Annotated in this window: 15 protein-coding genes; 9 read left to right on the plus strand and 6 right to left on the minus strand. The window is 63.6% G+C overall.

Going from position 1 to position 17,019, the window contains the following annotated elements; all coding sequences use genetic code 11:
• Positions 1 to 123 precede the first annotated feature (123 nt).
• A complete protein-coding gene (locus tag FMA36_RS02395) occupies positions 124 to 999 on the minus strand; it encodes an SMP-30/gluconolactonase/LRE family protein (protein ID WP_159263518.1) in 876 nt (291 codons plus the stop codon).
• A gap of 97 nt (positions 1,000 to 1,096) precedes the next feature.
• Between FMA36_RS02395 and FMA36_RS02400 the strand changes: the two genes are divergently transcribed.
• Complete coding sequence (locus FMA36_RS02400; RefSeq protein WP_159260525.1) at positions 1,097 to 1,855, plus strand: competence/damage-inducible protein A; 759 nt, start codon at positions 1,097 to 1,099, stop codon at positions 1,853 to 1,855.
• Between the two features lie 112 nt (positions 1,856 to 1,967).
• On the opposite strand, the gene FMA36_RS02405 is transcribed toward FMA36_RS02400, so the two are convergent.
• The 3 genes from FMA36_RS02405 to FMA36_RS02415 form a co-directional block, all read right to left on the minus strand.
• Entirely contained in the window at positions 1,968 to 2,924 is a 957-nt protein-coding gene (locus FMA36_RS02405) for an acetyl-CoA carboxylase carboxyltransferase subunit alpha (protein ID WP_159263520.1), read from the minus strand.
• A 261-nt stretch (positions 2,925 to 3,185) separates the two neighbouring features.
• Positions 3,186 to 4,106: a site-specific tyrosine recombinase XerD gene (locus FMA36_RS02410; RefSeq protein ID WP_159260527.1), complete on the minus strand. Its 921-nt coding sequence runs from the start codon at positions 4,104 to 4,106 to the stop codon at positions 3,186 to 3,188.
• 16 nt (positions 4,107 to 4,122) lie between these two features.
• Positions 4,123 to 4,323, minus strand: a complete 201-nt coding sequence (locus FMA36_RS02415; RefSeq protein WP_159260529.1) for a hypothetical protein — start codon at positions 4,321 to 4,323, stop codon at positions 4,123 to 4,125.
• Positions 4,324 to 4,459: 136 nt separating this feature from the next.
• Here FMA36_RS02415 and aroB point away from each other — a divergent pair, with 136 nt between their 5' ends.
• The 5 genes from aroB to FMA36_RS02440 all read left to right on the plus strand — a co-directional run bounded on the left by aroB (position 4,460) and on the right by FMA36_RS02440 (position 11,359).
• A complete protein-coding gene (aroB, locus tag FMA36_RS02420) occupies positions 4,460 to 6,193 on the plus strand; it encodes a 3-dehydroquinate synthase (protein ID WP_159260531.1) in 1,734 nt (577 codons plus the stop codon).
• Between the two features lie 276 nt (positions 6,194 to 6,469).
• Positions 6,470 to 7,684, plus strand: a complete 1,215-nt coding sequence (locus FMA36_RS02425) for an OmpA family protein (RefSeq protein WP_159260533.1) — start codon at positions 6,470 to 6,472, stop codon at positions 7,682 to 7,684.
• 408 nt (positions 7,685 to 8,092) lie between these two features.
• A complete protein-coding gene (locus FMA36_RS02430; protein WP_159260535.1) occupies positions 8,093 to 9,205 on the plus strand; it encodes an OmpA family protein in 1,113 nt (370 codons plus the stop codon).
• A gap of 363 nt (positions 9,206 to 9,568) precedes the next feature.
• Positions 9,569 to 10,681 (plus strand): OmpA family protein, encoded by a 1,113-nt coding sequence (locus FMA36_RS02435; protein WP_159260537.1) that lies wholly within the window; start codon positions 9,569 to 9,571, stop codon positions 10,679 to 10,681.
• Positions 10,682 to 10,798: 117 nt separating this feature from the next.
• Positions 10,799 to 11,359: a GtrA family protein gene (locus FMA36_RS02440; RefSeq protein WP_159260540.1), complete on the plus strand. Its 561-nt coding sequence runs from the start codon at positions 10,799 to 10,801 to the stop codon at positions 11,357 to 11,359.
• On the opposite strand, the gene tenA is transcribed toward FMA36_RS02440, so the two are convergent.
• Positions 11,281 to 11,985, minus strand: coding sequence for a thiaminase II (gene tenA / locus FMA36_RS02445; RefSeq protein ID WP_159260542.1), 705 nt, complete (start codon positions 11,983 to 11,985; stop codon positions 11,281 to 11,283). The genes FMA36_RS02440 and tenA overlap by 79 nt on opposite strands.
• A 155-nt stretch (positions 11,986 to 12,140) precedes the next feature.
• Here tenA and alaS point away from each other — a divergent pair, with 155 nt between their 5' ends.
• From alaS to FMA36_RS02460, 3 genes are all read left to right on the plus strand, one after another.
• Positions 12,141 to 14,792, plus strand: coding sequence for an alanine--tRNA ligase (alaS, locus tag FMA36_RS02450; RefSeq protein WP_159260544.1), 2,652 nt, complete (start codon positions 12,141 to 12,143; stop codon positions 14,790 to 14,792).
• 295 nt (positions 14,793 to 15,087) lie between these two features.
• The gene (locus FMA36_RS02455; protein ID WP_159260546.1) at positions 15,088 to 15,777 is read left to right on the plus strand and encodes a carbonic anhydrase; all 690 of its coding nucleotides are present in this window, start codon (positions 15,088 to 15,090) and stop codon (positions 15,775 to 15,777) included.
• A gap of 40 nt (positions 15,778 to 15,817) precedes the next feature.
• Positions 15,818 to 16,651: an endonuclease/exonuclease/phosphatase family protein gene (locus tag FMA36_RS02460; RefSeq protein WP_240906542.1), complete on the plus strand. Its 834-nt coding sequence runs from the start codon at positions 15,818 to 15,820 to the stop codon at positions 16,649 to 16,651.
• A gap of 11 nt (positions 16,652 to 16,662) precedes the next feature.
• Here the strand turns inward: FMA36_RS02460 and FMA36_RS02465 are convergent, their stop codons facing one another.
• Entirely contained in the window at positions 16,663 to 17,010 is a 348-nt protein-coding gene (locus tag FMA36_RS02465; protein WP_159260548.1) for a hypothetical protein, read from the minus strand.
• Positions 17,011 to 17,019: the final 9 nt, after the last annotated feature.

Genomic DNA, 17,019 nt, shown 5'->3' on the forward strand with positions numbered 1-17,019 from the left:
CCTGCGCATGCTCCGGCCACGAGACACCAGCGCGGTGACGCTGAAACCCGGACAGGTGAAATCCATCTGGTCCGATCCGGAATTCGTGCCCACTTTTCGCAAAAATAAAGCGCTGGCGCGGGCTCAGGCCGCAGGGAAAGCGTGCGGCTCCTGCCCCGGCACGTCCACACGCAGGCTGAACAGGCTGCCTGCCTGCGGGTAGCGGGCCAGCACGTCATCTGGCGTGTTCTTGCGTGCTGTGGTTACGTACAGCGTGCGCAGGTCCGTCCCGCCAAAGGCCACCTTGGTCACGTTTTGTGCGGGCATGGCAATCGGCTCAAGCCGCGTGCCGTCAGGGCGGAAACGCTCGATGCGCCCGCCATTCCATACTCCCACCCAAAGCGTGCCCGCGCTGTCCACCACCACGCCATCGGGGTAGCCATCTTCCACACGCGCAAAGACCCGCCGGTTCGACAGGCTGCCATCAGCGGCAAGGTCAAACACGTAAATCAGGCCCGCGGGCGAATGGTTGTGGTAGAGTCGTGTGCCATCGGGCGAGATACCGGGGCCATTGGTTACGACATATCCTTCATCATGCCGCAGCACATCCAGCCCGTGCGCCTGCCGGGTGACGGAATACAATGCGCCGGAGGGCGTGCCCTCCTCATCATCCATGGTGCCGAACCATAACCGGCCCTTTGAATCGACACAGCCATCATTGATGCGGTTGCCCGGATGCTCCGGCTCTACTGCCAGCATGCGGTCGAACGCGCCGGTACGCGGATCAAGCCGGTACAGGCCATCCTTCAGCCCGCATAGCAGCGTGCCATCACTGACCGGCACGACAAAGCCCGGCCGTGCAGGGGCCTGCCACGACGTTCTGGCCCCGCTGGCGGGGTCAAGGCGGTGGATGGCCTGGCCCACGATATCGACAAAATAAAGCGCCTGCTCGCGCGTGGACCACACCGGCCCCTCACCAAGTTGTGCCCTGATATCCCATACGCAGCAGGGGTCTGGCATCGCTGGCGTGTTCATGCGTTCTCCTTTGGGGTAAGCTGGCGGTCGTTACAGGGTGGGGCCAGAACGCCCCTGCCCGCAACCTAGTGGAATGCCGATCATGAACCCCACCGCCTGCCTGCTGGTCATTGGCAACGAAATCCTGTCCGGCCGGACACAGGATGTAAACGTGCAGTATATTGCCCGTCGCCTGTCGGAAACCGGCATCACGCTGAGCGAAGTGCGCATCATTCCCGATATCCGCGCCGTCATTGTCCGTAACGTGACCGAGGCGCGGGCGGCCTATGACAATGTGTTCACCACCGGCGGCATCGGGCCGACGCATGATGACATTACCTCCGCCTGCGTTGCGGAATCGTTTGGCGTGCCCTGGGTGCACCACCCCGAGACCTTCAGCTTGCTCGAAGCCCATTTCGCGCCCGGTGAGTTCAACGCCGCCCGCCAGCGCATGGCCACCATGCCACAGGGGGCGACGCCAATCCGCAATTCGGTTTCGGTGGCACCAGGCTTTACCATGGGCAATGTGCATGTGATGGCAGGCGTGCCCCGCATCATGCGCGCGATGTTCGAGGAAGTGCTGCCCACCCTGCCCCACGGCACGCCCGTTACCTCACAGGCGTGGCATGCCAATGGCCTGTATGAAGGCACGCTTGCTGCTCCGCTTGAGGCAATACAGGAGCGCTACCCCGCCATTGACATCGGCTCCTACCCCTACCGGCTTGATGAGAGCCAGCGCGGCGTGTGCCTGCTGTGCAAGGGCACGGACACGCAGGCCGTAAGCGCAGCCGCCACCGCCGTGCGCGACCTGATTACCGGCCTTGGCTTTGCGCCCCTGCCGGGTGAACCGGCAAAGGCCTGAACCTGTTGGGAAACAATAAAAGTTTTCGGGTGCCGCCTTTTTTCAAAAAGGCGGCGTTTCTTGAAGCTTTTTGAAAAAAAGCTTCACCAAAAACTTTTACTAGCCAAAGCCGTCAGGCGACGGCTTCACGCCCCATGGCCAGGAATTTCTCGCGGCGCTGCGCCTTGAGCAGCACCGGGTCCTTGGCCAGCAGCCCGGGCAGTTCGGCAGCAATGGCGTCGCCCACCGCGCGGATGGCCGCCTTGGGGTCACGCTGCGCGCCACCGAGCGGCTCGGGAATGATCCGGTCGATCAGCCGCAACTGAAGCAGGTCCTGCGCGGTGATCTTGAGCGCATCGGCTGCGGTGGAAGCCTGCTTGGGGTCACGCCACAGGATGGAGGCACAGGCCTCGGGTGAGATGACGGAGTAGATGGCGTGCTCGAGCATCATCACCCGGTCACCCGCGCCAAGGGCCACGGCCCCGCCGGAGCCACCTTCGCCAATCACGGTGGCGATGACGGGCACCGGCACGTTCAGGCAGGTCTCGATGGAGCGGGCAATGGCTTCCGCCTGGCCACGGGCTTCGGCATCAATGCCGGGCCACGCGCCCGACGTGTCGATAAAGGTCAGGACCGGCAGGCCGAATCGCCCCGCCAGCTTCATCAGGCGCTGGGCCTTGCGGTAGCCCTCGGGCCGGGCCATGCCGAAATTGTGCTTGAGGCGGGTCTCGATCTCGGCGCCGCGCTCGGTGCCGATCACAACCACGGGCTGGTCATTGAACCGGCCCACGCCGCCAATGATGGCCTTGTCATCGCCAAACAGCCGGTCACCCGCAAGCGGCGAGAACTCGGTAATCAGCGCATCGATGTAATCGACCGTGTGCGGGCGCTGGGCATGGCGGGCCACCTGCACCTTCTGCCACGGAGTCAGCTTGGCGTAGGCCGTACGCAGCTGCCGGTCGGCTTTTTCGCTCAACCGGGTGATCTCTTCCGCAATGTTGATCCCGTCCGGACCGGACATCCTGCGAAGTTCGTCGATCTTGTTCTCAAGCTCGGCGACCGACTTTTCGAAATCTAGAAACTGGCGCATGCGCTGCCGATAGCACAGCCTGCGTGCCAGCCAAACATTTTCACGCATGGAATTCCGCCTGCCATGCATTTTTGTCCGTCCGGCCCTGCCGGGCGCTGGCGTACCATTTCTGCCGGCAACGCGCATCGTGCCCTGGCGGCAGGCCGATTTTCAATTGCCTGCAAAAGCAGGCGCGAGAACGATCCTTTTGAATAAAGTCAGCATTATTCGAAGCTTTTTGAAAAAGGCTTCACCAGAAACTGTTTTACGTCTGGCAGCTTTTCAACTCGCGCTGTCGTCCCCCTGCGCCAGCGGATGGTGCTGCGCCACGGCATCACGCAGGCGGTCGAGCATGACATGGGTATAGATCTGCGTAGTGGCAATATCCGCATGGCCGAGCAGCACCTGCAACGCGCGCAGATCCGCCCCGTGGGCCAGCAGATGGGTGGCGAAGGAATGACGCAGCACATGCGGCGACAGGCGCTGCGGGTCCAGCCCCGCGCGCAGCGCCACATCGTGCAGGATGCGGTCGAATCCCTGCCGGGTCATGGGCTGGCGGGCACTCCGCCCGGGAAACAGGTACGGGCTTTCGCGCCCGGCATCGAGCGCCATCAGCGCACGCGCCGCCTCACGCGCACGGGCCGACATGGGCACCATCCGCTCGCGCCCGCCCTTGCCGCGCACCAGCATCATGCCCGGTGCCGCATCAAGCGCGCGGCGGGGCAGCGATAGCAGTTCCGATATACGCAGGCCCGAGGCATAGAGCATTTCAAGGGCAGCCCGCGCCACCATGAGCCTGCGCCTGCGCGCGGGTGTGGCATCGGGCTCGGGCACGCAGGCGGCCAGCAGATCCGTCACCTCGGGCTCGGACAGGAATCGCGGCAGGGGCGCATCGAGCCGGGGGGCCTCAAGCAGGGCGGCGGGGTTGTCAGGCCGCATCCCCTCGCGGGCCAGGAACAGGAAATACTGCTTCAGGCACGACAACCTGCGCGCCTGCGTACGCGCCGCCAGCCCCTGCCGCGCAAGGCCCGAAAGGTAGTCGCGCAGATCACCCTCACCCGCCGTGAGCGGCGTTACGCCCCGGGCGTGCAGGGCAGCATTCATATCCGCAAGGTCGCGGGTATAGGCGCGGATGGTGTTCAGCGCCGCCCCGCGCTCGGCGGCCTGCATCTCGATAAAGGCATCAACGCCGCTTGCGCTCACCTGTCTCCCCGCTTGCTCAGCCCGGGGCCAGTGGCGCTACCGGCAGCGGGGCGGGCGCGCCGAGGGGCGGCAGGGCGGCTGGCGGCGGGGCGGCGAAGGACACATCCTTGTGCACATCTTCCTGCACCAGCGCGGGCGGAAAGGCCCCGAGCGCAAAAAAGCCCCCTATCACGCACAGGATCAGAACACTGGCCAGGGCAATAACAATACGGATCATTCAACCGCTTTCCTATGCTGCGAACCCCGGCGGCCCCAGGACAAGGCGCGCGCAAGCGTGCTGCCGCGCCCACGCGTGGCTGGCCCTGACCACGGACTCTACCGGTCCTGTCCTGCTGTATGTTAGGTTGCGCGGCATGTCACGCCAGATTCCCCCCATTCGGCCCCAGCCGGAGCCCGCATCCCTTGCCATCCCCCTTGACCTGAACGCCGTTGGCCCCGCCAGCCCACGGCAGCCGGGCAGCGGGCGCACCATCGTGCTGGTCGGGCTTATGGGCGCGGGCAAGACCACGATCGGCCGCCTGCTGGCCGCGAGGCTGGGCGTGCCCTTTGTCGATTCGGATGAGGAAATCGAGCGCGCCGCCGGCTGCACCATCGCCGACCTGTTCCAGCGCTATGGCGAGGCCGAGTTCCGCCGCGGCGAGCGGCTGGTCATCCGCCGCCTGCTGTCCGGCCCGCCCGTGGTGCTGGCTACCGGTGGCGGGGCCTTCATGGATGGGCGCACGCGTGCAAGCGTGCGCGAGCATGCCGTATCGATCTGGCTGCGCTGCCCGCTTGACGTGCTGGTGCAGCGCGTGGCCGACCGCACGCACCGCCCGCTGCTCAACAACGCAACACCGCATGCGGTGCTGGCCGACCTTATGCGCCTGCGCCATCCGGTCTATGCGGAAGCGGACATTATCGTTGATTGTGGAGATGACAACGTGGAACACAGCGCCGACCATGTGCTGCACGCCCTGCAGCACAACCAGCAGCCCCTGCGCGTGCCCGTACGGCTCGACCGTGCCAGCTACGAGGTGCTGATCGGCCCCGACGTGATCCGCCGCGCGGGCGCGCTGCTGGCCCCGGTGCTGCCCCAGAAGCGCGTGATGGTAATTACGGACGCCACCGTCTCGCCCCTGCACCTGCCTCGCCTGCTTGAAGCCCTGGCGGAGACCGGCATCCGCGCCGAGACCATCACCATCCCGCCCGGCGAGGGATCAAAGAGCATCAGCCAGTACGAGCGCGTGACCAACGCCCTGCTCGAGGCGCATGTCGAGCGCGGCACCACGGTCGTGGCCCTGGGCGGGGGCGTGGTGGGCGATCTTTCGGGCTTCTGTGCGGCCACCACGCTGCGCGGGCTGCCCTTCGTGCAGATTCCGACCACGCTGCTCTCGCAGGTGGATTCGTCGGTCGGTGGCAAGACCGGCATCAACACGCCCTTTGGCAAGAACCTGCTCGGCGCGTTTCACCAGCCCATCGCGGTGCTGGCCGATACCTCCACGCTCGCCACCCTGCCTGTGCGTGAACTGAAGGCCGGTTACGCCGAGATCGTAAAATCCGGCCTGCTGGGCGATGCAGGGCTGTTTGACTGGTGCGAGCGCCATGGCGCTGCAGTGCTGGCGGGCGATCCGGCCATGCAGGCCGAGGCCATCCGCCTCGCCTGCGCCTTCAAGGCCCGCGTGGTGGTGGCTGACGAGCGCGAGGAGCGCAAGACCGATGGCCGCGCCCTGCTCAACCTTGGCCACACCTTCGGCCACGCGCTGGAGGCCGAGATGGGCTATGACGGCAGCCTGCTGCATGGCGAGGCGGTATCGATCGGACTGCGGCTGGCCTTCATGCTGTCGGTCCGGCTGGGGTACTGCCCGGCCGAGGATCTCGACCGCGTCACCCGTCATCTCGAGCGCCTGTCCATGCCTGCGCGCATAGGCGACACGGGGCGCAACTTCTCCGCCGCCCAGCTTGTGCGCAACATGCAGCGCGACAAGAAAATGCGTGATGGCCGCCTGTCCTTCGTGCTGGTGCGCGGCATCGGCCGTGCCTTTACCTGCCGCGACGTACCCGATGAAACCGTGCTTGAAGTGCTGCGCGCGGATGGCTGCACACCCTGACACCTGCAACGACGGGGCTGTGATATTCTGACCACAGCCCCGCCCGCACCCGCCTGGCAACCCGCTACATTTACCTTATTTCAACCCTTGCCCCGCAAAACGATCCTGCCATGGATTGATGCGGATGGACGCGGTTACGCACCCCCCTGATATCCCGCTGGCGCTGGAATGGCGGCACACGCGCCGCCCGGATCAACCCGTATCAGGCCAGTGTGGAACATGCCCCCATCTCCACCAAATAAAGAAGGCGTCTGATCAAGCATCAAGGACGGGACCATGCGTCTTCGCACGGCACTGCTGGCGACTGCACTCACGACCACCCCTGTCATGGCCGCAATGGCCACGACCATCACCGGGCCTTACGTCGATATCGGCGGAGGCTATGACCTGACCCAGACACAGCACATGCACGCCTATGATGCGCAGGGCGTGCAGGAAAAAAACAGCGCGTTTTCCCCGGATGTCGCCAACTTCCTGAAGCCGGAACTCGATGCGGGCAGCAACGCCCGCGAGCGCATGCATCATGGCGCGGGCTGGACCGGATTCGCATCCTTCGGCTGGGGCTTTGGCAACGGCCTGCGCGCGGAAGTGGAAGGGGCCTATAACTGGTCGGAAACCACCCGCTACACCACCACATCCTATGGCGGCGGCCATGGCAAGACCGATGGCGCCGACCGCTCCTATGGCGGCTTTGTCAACGTGCTGTATGACATCGACCTCAAGCGCCTGTTCGGAATCGACGTGCCGGTAACGCCCTTCATCGGCGTGGGCGCGGGCTATCTGTGGCAGACCGTGAATGATGAAACGCCCATCACGAACAGCATCATAAACGTGCGCCATAACGGCACCAACGGCAGCTTTGCCTATCAGGGCATTGTCGGTGCGGCCTATGACATTCCCGGCGTGCCGGGCCTGCAGATGACCACCGAATACCGCATGATCGGCCAGGTGGAATCCTTCAACAACGGCAATCTCGGCCAGACCGTGATCAACGCCAACAACCAGCCGGTGATCGACCACAATTCCATCCGTTATGACCAGCGCTTCAACCACCAGTTCATCGTAGGCGTGCGCTATGCGTTCAATACCGCGCCGCCGCCCCCGCCGCCGGCACCCGCCATCGTGCCGCCCGCGCCAGTCGCCGCTCGCACCTATCTGGTGTTCTTTGACTGGGATGGCGCGGTCCTGACCCAGCGCGCGCGTGCCATCGTGGCGCAGGCGGCGCAGGCCTCTGCCCACGTGCAGACCACGCGGCTTGAAGTAAACGGCTATACCGATAACTCCGCCGCCCACCCCGGTCCGCGTGGCGAGAAATATAACCTTGGCCTGTCACTGCACCGGGCGGAGAGTGTAAAGGCGGAACTGATCCGCGATGGCGTGGCGGCCAGCGCCATCGACATTCATGGCTATGGCGAGGGCCACCCCCTCGTGCCGACCGGGCCGGACACGCGCGAACCGCAGAACCGCCGGGTGGAAATCATCCTGCACTAGGCTCCGACTGCAATATATTGAAAAAAAATGGAGAATCCGGCACGGGGCACATCTGTGCGCAGCCCGTGCCGAAGAATCCGTTTCCGGCCCCGAAACGGGTTGAAACAGACCTTCGGTTTACACCATTGTCCTATGCAAAATGAGGGGGGGCTGGGAAAGCGGTTCAAAAAAATCCTTATAAAATCAGGGTTTTTTATAGACTGCGGCAAAGAGGACCGAAAGATATGTGCTTTTTTTGCCACACCTGTCCCGCATGGCGCATTTTGCCCATTCTCAAGCCGGGCCAGACAGGCTAATCCCCGCTTCATAGCTTGCGGGTAATCTCAGGCTGCCCTGTCTCGGGGCAAATCCCATTGCCCGATCACAAGACGGGGCTCTGCCCTGCAACAACAGATTAAGGACTGAAACATGCGTCTTCGCGCAGCGTTACTGGCAACCAGCCTGCTGGCAGCGACACCGTTCGCAGCCAAGGCCACGACCATCACTGGCCCGTATGTCGATATCGGCGGCGGCTACAACCTGACCCAGACCCAGCACACCCGTGTCCCGGGCTATGGTGACGAAGGCGCTGGCGCAGGTCGCGTTGGCCACCGTCATGGCTGGACCGGCTTCGGCTCGGTTGGCTGGGGCTTTGGCAACGGCCTGCGTGCTGAAGTTGAAGGCGCTTACAACTGGTCGGAAATCTATCGCAAGAGCGGTAGCGACAAGGGCAGCGACCGCTCCTATGGCGGCTTCATCAACGTCCTGTATGACATCGACCTGAAGCGTCTGTTCAACATCGATGTGCCTGTCACGCCGTTCGTCGGTGTCGGTGCCGGTTACCTGTGGCAGAACGTGAACAGCAACACCATGGCCGCCCTGGGTGGCGCAAGCAGCCCGAATGCCCGCCTGCACGGCACCAACGGCAGCTTCGCCTATCAGGGTATCGTCGGTGCAGCCTATGACATTCCGGGCGTGCCCGGCCTGCAGATGACCACCGAATACCGCATGGTGGGCCAGGTCGAGTCCTTCGGCATGGGCAACATCAAGGCTGAAGCAGGCGGCGAGACCGGCGCTCTCCGCTTCGATCACCGCTTCAACCACCAGTTCATCGTAGGCGTCCGCTACGCGTTCAACAACGCGCCGCCGCCGCCGCCGCCGGCTCCCGCCGTCGTGCCGCCCGCACCGACCGCAGCCCGCACCTACCTCGTCTTCTTCGACTGGGACGGCGCAGCCCTGACCGGTCGCTCGCGTGAGATCGTGGCCGAAGCCGCACAGGCTTCCACCCACGTCCAGACCACGCGCATCGAAGTTAACGGTTACACCGATAACACCTCCGCCCATCCGGGTCCGCGCGGTGAGAAGTACAACCTTGGCCTGTCCATGCGTCGTGCTGACAGCGTGAAGGCTGAACTGATCCGTGACGGCGTGCCCGCCAACGCCATCGACATCCATGGCTACGGCGAAGCCCACCCGCTGGTGCCCACCGGTCCCGACACCCGTGAGCCCCAGAACCGTCGCGTCGAGATCATCCTGCACTGATCCCGACCAGATTGGTCAAAGAAAAGGGAGCCTTCGGGCTCCCTTTTTTTGTTTCTGAAACTTTGTTTAATATTGCCAGAAGGGCCGGCGCGACTGTGCTCTTCATGCCACAAAATCTGCAAAATCTTCTGGCACAAGATTGTTTGCAACAGTCAGAACATTCCATAAGTCATTGTTTAAAAATAAAAAAATCCCTATCAATGATTGCCTCGCATAGCGTGTTACCTTTGCGCATGACTGGAACAACGAGCAGCGCGGAACCACATGTCCGGCATCGTGTTTAAGTGACGAGATCGATTAATCATCGCATCATGGCAATGATGTCGTTTACAAAGAAGTAATAACATGAGGAAGGACCACCAGATGCGTCTCCGCTCTGCCCTGCTGGCAACCAGCCTGCTTGCAGCGACACCGTTCGCAGCCAAGGCCACGACCATCACCGGCCCGTATGTCGATATCGGCGGCGGCTATAACCTGACCCAGACCCAGCACACCCGTGTCCCGGGCTATGGTGACGAAGGCGCTGGCGCAGGTCGCGTTGGCCACCGTCATGGCTGGACCGGCTTCGGCTCGGTTGGCTGGGGCTTTGGCAACGGCCTGCGTGCTGAAGTTGAAGGCGCTTACAACTGGTCGGAAATCTATCGCAAGAGCGGTAGCGACAAGGGCAGCGACCGCTCCTATGGCGGCTTCATCAACGTCCTGTATGACATCGACCTGAAGCGTCTGTTCAACATCGATGTGCCTGTCACGCCGTTCGTCGGTGTCGGTGCCGGTTACCTGTGGCAGAACGTGAACAGCAACACCATGGCCGCCCTGGGTGGCGCAAGCAGCCCGAATGCCCGCCTGCACGGCACCAACGGCAGCTTCGCCTATCAGGGTATCGTCGGTGCAGCCTATGACATTCCGGGCGTGCCCGGCCTGCAGATGACCACCGAATACCGCATGGTGGGCCAGGTCGAGTCCTTCGGCATGGGCAACATCAAGGCTGAAGCAGGTGGCGAGACCGGCGCTCTCCGCTTCGATCACCGCTTCAACCACCAGTTCATCGTAGGCGTCCGCTACGCGTTCAACAACGCGCCGCCGCCGCCGCCGCCGGCTCCCGCCGTCGTGCCGCCCGCACCGACCGCAGCCCGCACCTACCTCGTCTTCTTCGACTGGGACGGCGCAGCCCTGACCGGTCGCTCGCGTGAGATCGTGGCCGAAGCCGCACAGGCTTCCACCCACGTCCAGACCACGCGCATCGAAGTTAACGGTTACACCGATAACACCTCCGCCCATCCGGGTCCGCGCGGTGAGAAGTACAACCTTGGCCTGTCCATGCGTCGTGCTGACAGCGTGAAGGCTGAACTGATCCGTGACGGCGTGCCCGCCAACGCCATCGACATCCATGGCTACGGCGAAGCCCACCCGCTGGTGCCCACCGGTCCCGACACCCGTGAGCCCCAGAACCGTCGCGTCGAGATCATCCTGCACTGATGATGCTGAAGGGAAAGGGAGCATTATTTGCTCCCTTTCCTCTTTTTCTGGCGCATTGATTATTCTATCAGTCAGCCAGGATGTACCAGGCAATGCCTGAATGTCCGTTTCCACCCCATGGCCAACCCGCTTTTTCGGAAAAAGGATAATCCTGTGTTCAAAATCCGCTCCGAAAAGCTGCACCAGTTCATCAAGTTCGGAATTGTCGGCGTATTGGGGTTGGGATGGGACACGGCAACACTTTATGGCCTGCGTCCTTTTGTGGGGCTGACTACGGCCACCATCGCCGCTTATTTCATTGCCGCCTCGATCAACTGGCTGATCAACCGGCTCTGGACCTTCCGCAAGGCGGGGAACCAGCATCATTTCTTCATTCAGTGGCTACGCTTTCTGGCGGGTAATGCGCTGGGCTTTTTCCTGAACCGTGGCTGCGTGTTCATGCTGTTCCACACCTCACCCGTGTTCAAGGCCTATCCGTTTCTGGCTCTGGCAGCAGGGTCGGTTGCGGGCATGATGGCGAACTTCCATATCAGCCGCAAAATGGTATTCCACGCCAAGCCCCCCGCCCTGCCCAAGAAAACAGCCGAAATCCTGCCTTTTCAGCCCGAACGCCCGGTGCCCCAGAAGGCGGTCTCGAGCCGCACCGCCGTGGCAAACGCCCGCAACAAGGTCGGATAACGCGCCTGCGCCCCATAAGGGGTGGCCAACGCGTCAAGCTGGCGAATGCCATCCTCTACCAGTTGCGTATACTCATCTCCCCCATAAAGCGCGATCCACGACCAGTATGGATTGCCCTCGCGCACGGTCAGCGGGCTTGCATGCAGCCTTGCGCCGACCTCCGCATAGCCAATCAGGCACGGGGCCATGGTCACCATCAGGTCAAGCAGGTCGCCTGCCTGGGCACGGTCAAGTATAAAGCGGCTATAGGCAAGTAATTCGAGCGATTCTTCAGCGTTTTCAAGCGTGGATTCTTCTATGCCCCACTGACGGCAATAGCCCACATGCATGGCCAGTTCGGTGTTGAGTATGCCCGCCATCAGCCCTGCTGCATGGCGCATGCTGGCCACCGTATCGGCCTTGTACACCGCCAGTGCGCAGGCGCGGGCATACTGGATGAGATACAGGTAGTCCTGAATCAGGAAATTGCGGAACGCCTCGGGTGGCAACGTGCCATCTGCCACTCCGCGCACAAAGGGGTGGCGCACAAAGTCCAGCCACTGCGCCATGCAGTCACGGCGCAGGCGGCCCGCAAGCCCCGTAGCCAGCAGGGGCCAGTCGCGTTCGGCCTGCCATTCATCGTCCATGTTCCGTCCTTTCATGCAGGGAGCGAGCCTGTCACGCATCCGCCATCTGGGGTTTACGCGCATGTTGGCACTTCCGGTCTGGTGCTACGTGCGCTAGGTGAATGAATCCGGTTTTACATCTATATCTTTCAATACAGGATCGTCTGTTTTCCGCCATGCCCACAACAAACGACATTCGTGCCACCTTCCTCGACTATTTTGCGGGGAACGGGCATCAGATCGTGCCGTCCTCGTCACTGGTGCCGCATAACGATCCGACGCTGCTCTTTACCAATGCGGGTATGGTGCAGTTCAAGAACGTGTTCACCGGGCAGGAAACGCGCCCCTACTCCCGCGCCACCACGGCCCAGAAAGTCGTGCGCGCGGGCGGCAAGCACAACGACCTGGACAATGTGGGCTACACCGCCCGCCATCATACCTTCTTCGAGATGATGGGGAATTTCTCGTTCGGGGATTATTTCAAGGCGGAAGCCATCGAACTGGCCTGGAAGCTGGTCACCAGCACCTTCGGCCTGCCAAAGGAGAAGCTGCTCACCACCGTCTATGCCGATGACGAGGAAGCAGCCTCCCTGTGGCGCAAGATTGCCGGCCTGTCTGATGACCGGATCATCCGCATCCCCACCGCCGACAATTTCTGGCGCATGGGCGATACCGGACCCTGCGGCCCGTGTTCGGAAATCTTTTATGACCACGGCCCTGAAGTGGCGGGCGGCCCCCCCGGCTCCCCCGATGAGGACGGCGACCGGTTTACCGAAATCTGGAACCTCGTGTTCATGCAGTATTTCGAGAACCCGCCCGGCACGCGTTCGCCGCTGCCACGCCCCTCGATTGATACCGGGCTGGGGCTGGAGCGCTTTGCCGCCATCCTGCAGGGCAAACGCGACAATTATGATACCGATACCTTCCGCGCGCTGATCCTGGCCTCGGCCGAGGTCACGGGCCAGGACCCTGATGGCCCGTTCAACGCCAGCCACCGCGTGGTGGCCGACCACCTGCGCTCGACCTCGTTCCTGATTGCCGATGGCGTGCTGCCATCCAAGGACGGGCGCGGCTACGTACTGCGCCGCATCATGCGCCGCGCCATGCGCCACCTGCACCTGATGGGCACGACCGAGCCAACCTTCTACAGGCTCGTCCCCGCGCTGATCCGGCAGATGGGCGAGGCCTATCCCGAGCTGATCCACGCCCGCGCCCTGATCGAGGAGACGATGAAGGGCGAGGAACTGCGCTTCAAGGCCATGCTCGACCGTGGCCTGTCGCTGCTGGCGGACGAGACCGAACGCCTTGGCGATGGCGCGCCCCTGCCCGGCGATGTCGCCTTCAAGCTGTATGACACCTTCGGCTTCCCGCTTGACCTGACACAGGACGCCCTGCGCGGCACCAGCCACGGCGTGGATGTGGAAGGCTTCAACGAGGCGATGGACGTGCAGCGCAAGCGCGCCCGCGCTGCCTGGAGCGGTTCGGGCGACAGCGCCACCGAGACCGTATGGTTCGAGGCGCGTGATACCTTCGGCGCGACCGAGTTCCTGGGCTACACCACCGAGACCTCGGATGCCGAGGTGCAGACCGTGGTGATGGATAACGCGCAGGTCGACTCTGCAGGCCCCGGCAGCAAGGTGGCCCTGCTGCTCAACCAGACCCCCTTCTATGGCGAGAGCGGCGGCCAGGTGGGCGATACCGGCACCATCACCGCGCCCGGCCTGCACATTGCCATCACCGACACCCAGAAGAAGCTGGGTGACCTGCTGGTGCATTATGGCACCGTCATTGAAGGCACGGTCAAGCCCGGCATGGCCGTGACCGCGCAGGTGGATCACGACCGCCGCAGCGCCATCCGCGCCCACCATTCGGCAACCCACCTGCTGCACGAGGCCCTGCGCCGCAGGCTTGGCGCGCACGTGACCCAGAAGGGCAGCCTGAACGCGCCCGACCGCCTGCGCTTTGACGTAAGCCAGCCCCGCCCGATCACGCCCGAGGAACTGGCCGAGATCGAGGCCGAGGTGAATGCCCGCATCCGCGAGAACACGGATGTCACCACCCGCAGCATGACGCCCGAAGAAGCCATCGAGCAGGGTGCGATGGCCCTGTTCGGCGAGAAATATGGCGATGAGGTCCGTGTTGTCTCGATGGGCGGGCCGGAAGAAGGCCGCGCAGGCTGGTCGATCGAACTGTGCGGTGGCACGCATGTGCGCCGCACGGGGGATATCGGGCTGTTCCGCATTACGTCCGAAAGTGGCGTGTCCTCTGGCGTGCGCCGCATCGAGGCCGTGACCGGCCTTGCCGCGCAGAACGCGACGGTCGCCACCGAAGAACGCCTGAACCAGATCGCCGCCATGCTGCGCGTGCCCGCTGCCGAGGCACCGGAGCGCCTGGCCGTGGTGCTGGAAGAGCGCAAGGCGATGGAGCGCCAGATTTCCGACCTGCAGCGCAAGCTCGCCTCGGGCAGTCAGGCGGCGGCGAGCATTGTCGAGATCGGCGGCATCAGGCTCGATGCCCGCAATGTGGGTGAACTGCCGCCCAAGGAACTCAAGCCGCTGGCGGATTCGCTGCGCAAGGAAATCGGCTCGGGCGTGATCGCGCTCGTCTCGACCGCCGATGGCAAGGGCAGCATCGTCGTGGCCGCAACGCCCGACCTTGCCGAGAAGGTCGATGCCGTTACCCTGGTGCGCGCGGCCAGCGCCGCCATGGATGGCAAGGGCGGCGGCGGCCGGCGCGACATGGCGCAGGCAGGTGGCCCTGACATCAGCAAGGCCGATGCAGCGCTTGAAGCCGTGCGCACAGCCCTGGCACAGGCGACCACCGCCTGATCAGGCGGGCAGAACCTTTCATACGCCCATGCAACGGCGCACCTCGGTGCGCCGTTATGCTGTACGGCGCTTGCGGCAAGACAGAAATACTTCAATTCATAAAGTTAATATTCATTAACTATATTATGATAACATAGTATTTCCGCATGGCTTCATAGCGAAACAGATGGGCCTGCCAGATGTTTCCATGATATAGATGAAGCGGGACATGCCTCCGACCGGTGCATTGCCCCTTGATGCCACAACAGGACATGACTTCACATCGGTCCGGACATTCAGGTGACAGGATATTACAATGGCCCATACCAATACTGCCCGGGAAACCCTCATCGAACTGCTGCACGGCGTTGAGCGTTTCAACACCGAAGTCTTTCCCCAGAACCGTGACCTCTTCGCCAGCCTTGCCGAGAGCCAGTCCCCCGATACGCTGTTCATCGCCTGCGCCGACAGCCGGGTGAACCCCAGCATGATCACCCAGACCCAGCCGGGCGACCTGTTCGTGCTGCGCAATATCGGCAATATCGTGCCCGCCTATGGCGAGATGCTCGGCGGCGTGTCGTCTGCCATCGAATACGCGGTCAGCGCGCTCAAGGTGTCGCACATCATCGTCTGCGGGCATTCCAACTGTGGCGCGATGAAGGCCCTGCTCGACCCGCAGGCCAGCCACCTTGACAAGATGCCCACCGTGGCAAGCTGGCTGCGCAATGCCGAGGCCGCGCGCGCCGTGCTCGAGGCCACCGATGCCGGCCCCGCCACCGTGCGCAGCCTGTCCGAGCAGAACGTGCAGCTCCAGATCGCGCACCTGCGCACCCACCCCGCCGTGGCGGCAGGGCTTGCCCGCGGCACCCTGACGTTGCAGGGATGGTTCTATGATATTGCCAGCGGGGAAGTGGTGGTGCTCGATGAAACCTCGCGCACCTTCATCCATGTCGATGAAGCCATTGCCAAGCTGCGCGCCCAGCAGGCTGACAGCACCACGGCGTAACCGCCTGCCATGGCCGGCCGCAGCCCTGGCCGGGCTGGTCATGATCTGGGCCGCCTGCCCCGCATGGGCGGCAGGCAGCCTGAAGGTTTCAACATGGAACCTGGAATGGCTGACCACGCGCGTGCAGGGTGATCCCGCCCTGCCGCCCGATGTCACGCCCCGCACGCCCACCGACATGGCGCGGCTGGCGCATTATGCCAGCCGTCTTGCCCCTGATATCGTAGCGCTGGAGGAAGTGGATGACCCGGCCCTTGCCGCCCGGCTGTTCCCTGCGCCCGCCTATCATCTCTTCATAACCGGTGATCCGGTGGTGCAGAAAGTGGCCGCCGCCGTGCGGGCCGACCTGCCTGTCACGCGCCACCCCGATGTCACGGCGCTTGATGTCTATGCCGCCGGTGCACCGCGCCACCTGCGCGCGGGGCTGGACCTGACCATTGGCACGGGAACTGACAGCCTGCGCGTGCTGGTGGTTCACCTCAAGGCCGGATGCCGTGATTCAGGCCCCACCGACCGCAGGCCCGCCTGCAACACTCTGCGGCGGCAGATGGCCGTGGTGCAGGACTGGATCATGGAACGGCAGGATGAAGGCGAGCCCTTCGCCGTACTGGGCGATTTCAACCGCCTGTTCGCTCCCGATGACCCGATGCTGCATACTTTAGGCGAAAACGGCCCCCTCACGCTGACCACTGCGGGCCATGCCAGCCCGTGCGGGGCGGGAACCTACTTCATTGACCATATCATCATGGGTGGGGCAGCGCGCGACTGGGTGCAGCCAGACAGCCTGCGCGTCATGCTCTATCGTGACCGGGCGCAGGATGGCAGCGCTCACCTGTCAGATCACTGTCCGGTTTCGGTGCGGCTTGCCCTCCCCTGAGGGGGCAGCCCTTATTCGGGCCAGATGCCCGAGGCGTGCAGGGCACTCCACCCCACCATCACCACGATCATCACAAACACCACAGCCCCCATGAGCTGGAACAGCTCCTTATAGGGCATGAACGGCGGGGCTTCTGCCGCATCAACCGCGGCCTGCGTGGTCGCCACGGCATCATGCGGGGTGGCGACAACCTGCGTCTGGGCTTCGGGCACGGGGCCGGGATCGGGGGTCGTGCTCGCGGCCATGGCCGCTTCATCTTCCTGCACGGCTTCATGCAGGGCCTCAACCGGGTGTTCTACTCCTACGGGCACAGCGGACTGCGCCACCACGGCCGGATCCTGATCGGGGGTATCGGTCATTGACGCTGT

The sequence above is a fragment of the Komagataeibacter xylinus genome, assembly GCF_009834365.1.
Taxonomy (GTDB): Bacteria; Pseudomonadota; Alphaproteobacteria; order Acetobacterales; family Acetobacteraceae; genus Komagataeibacter; species Komagataeibacter xylinus_D.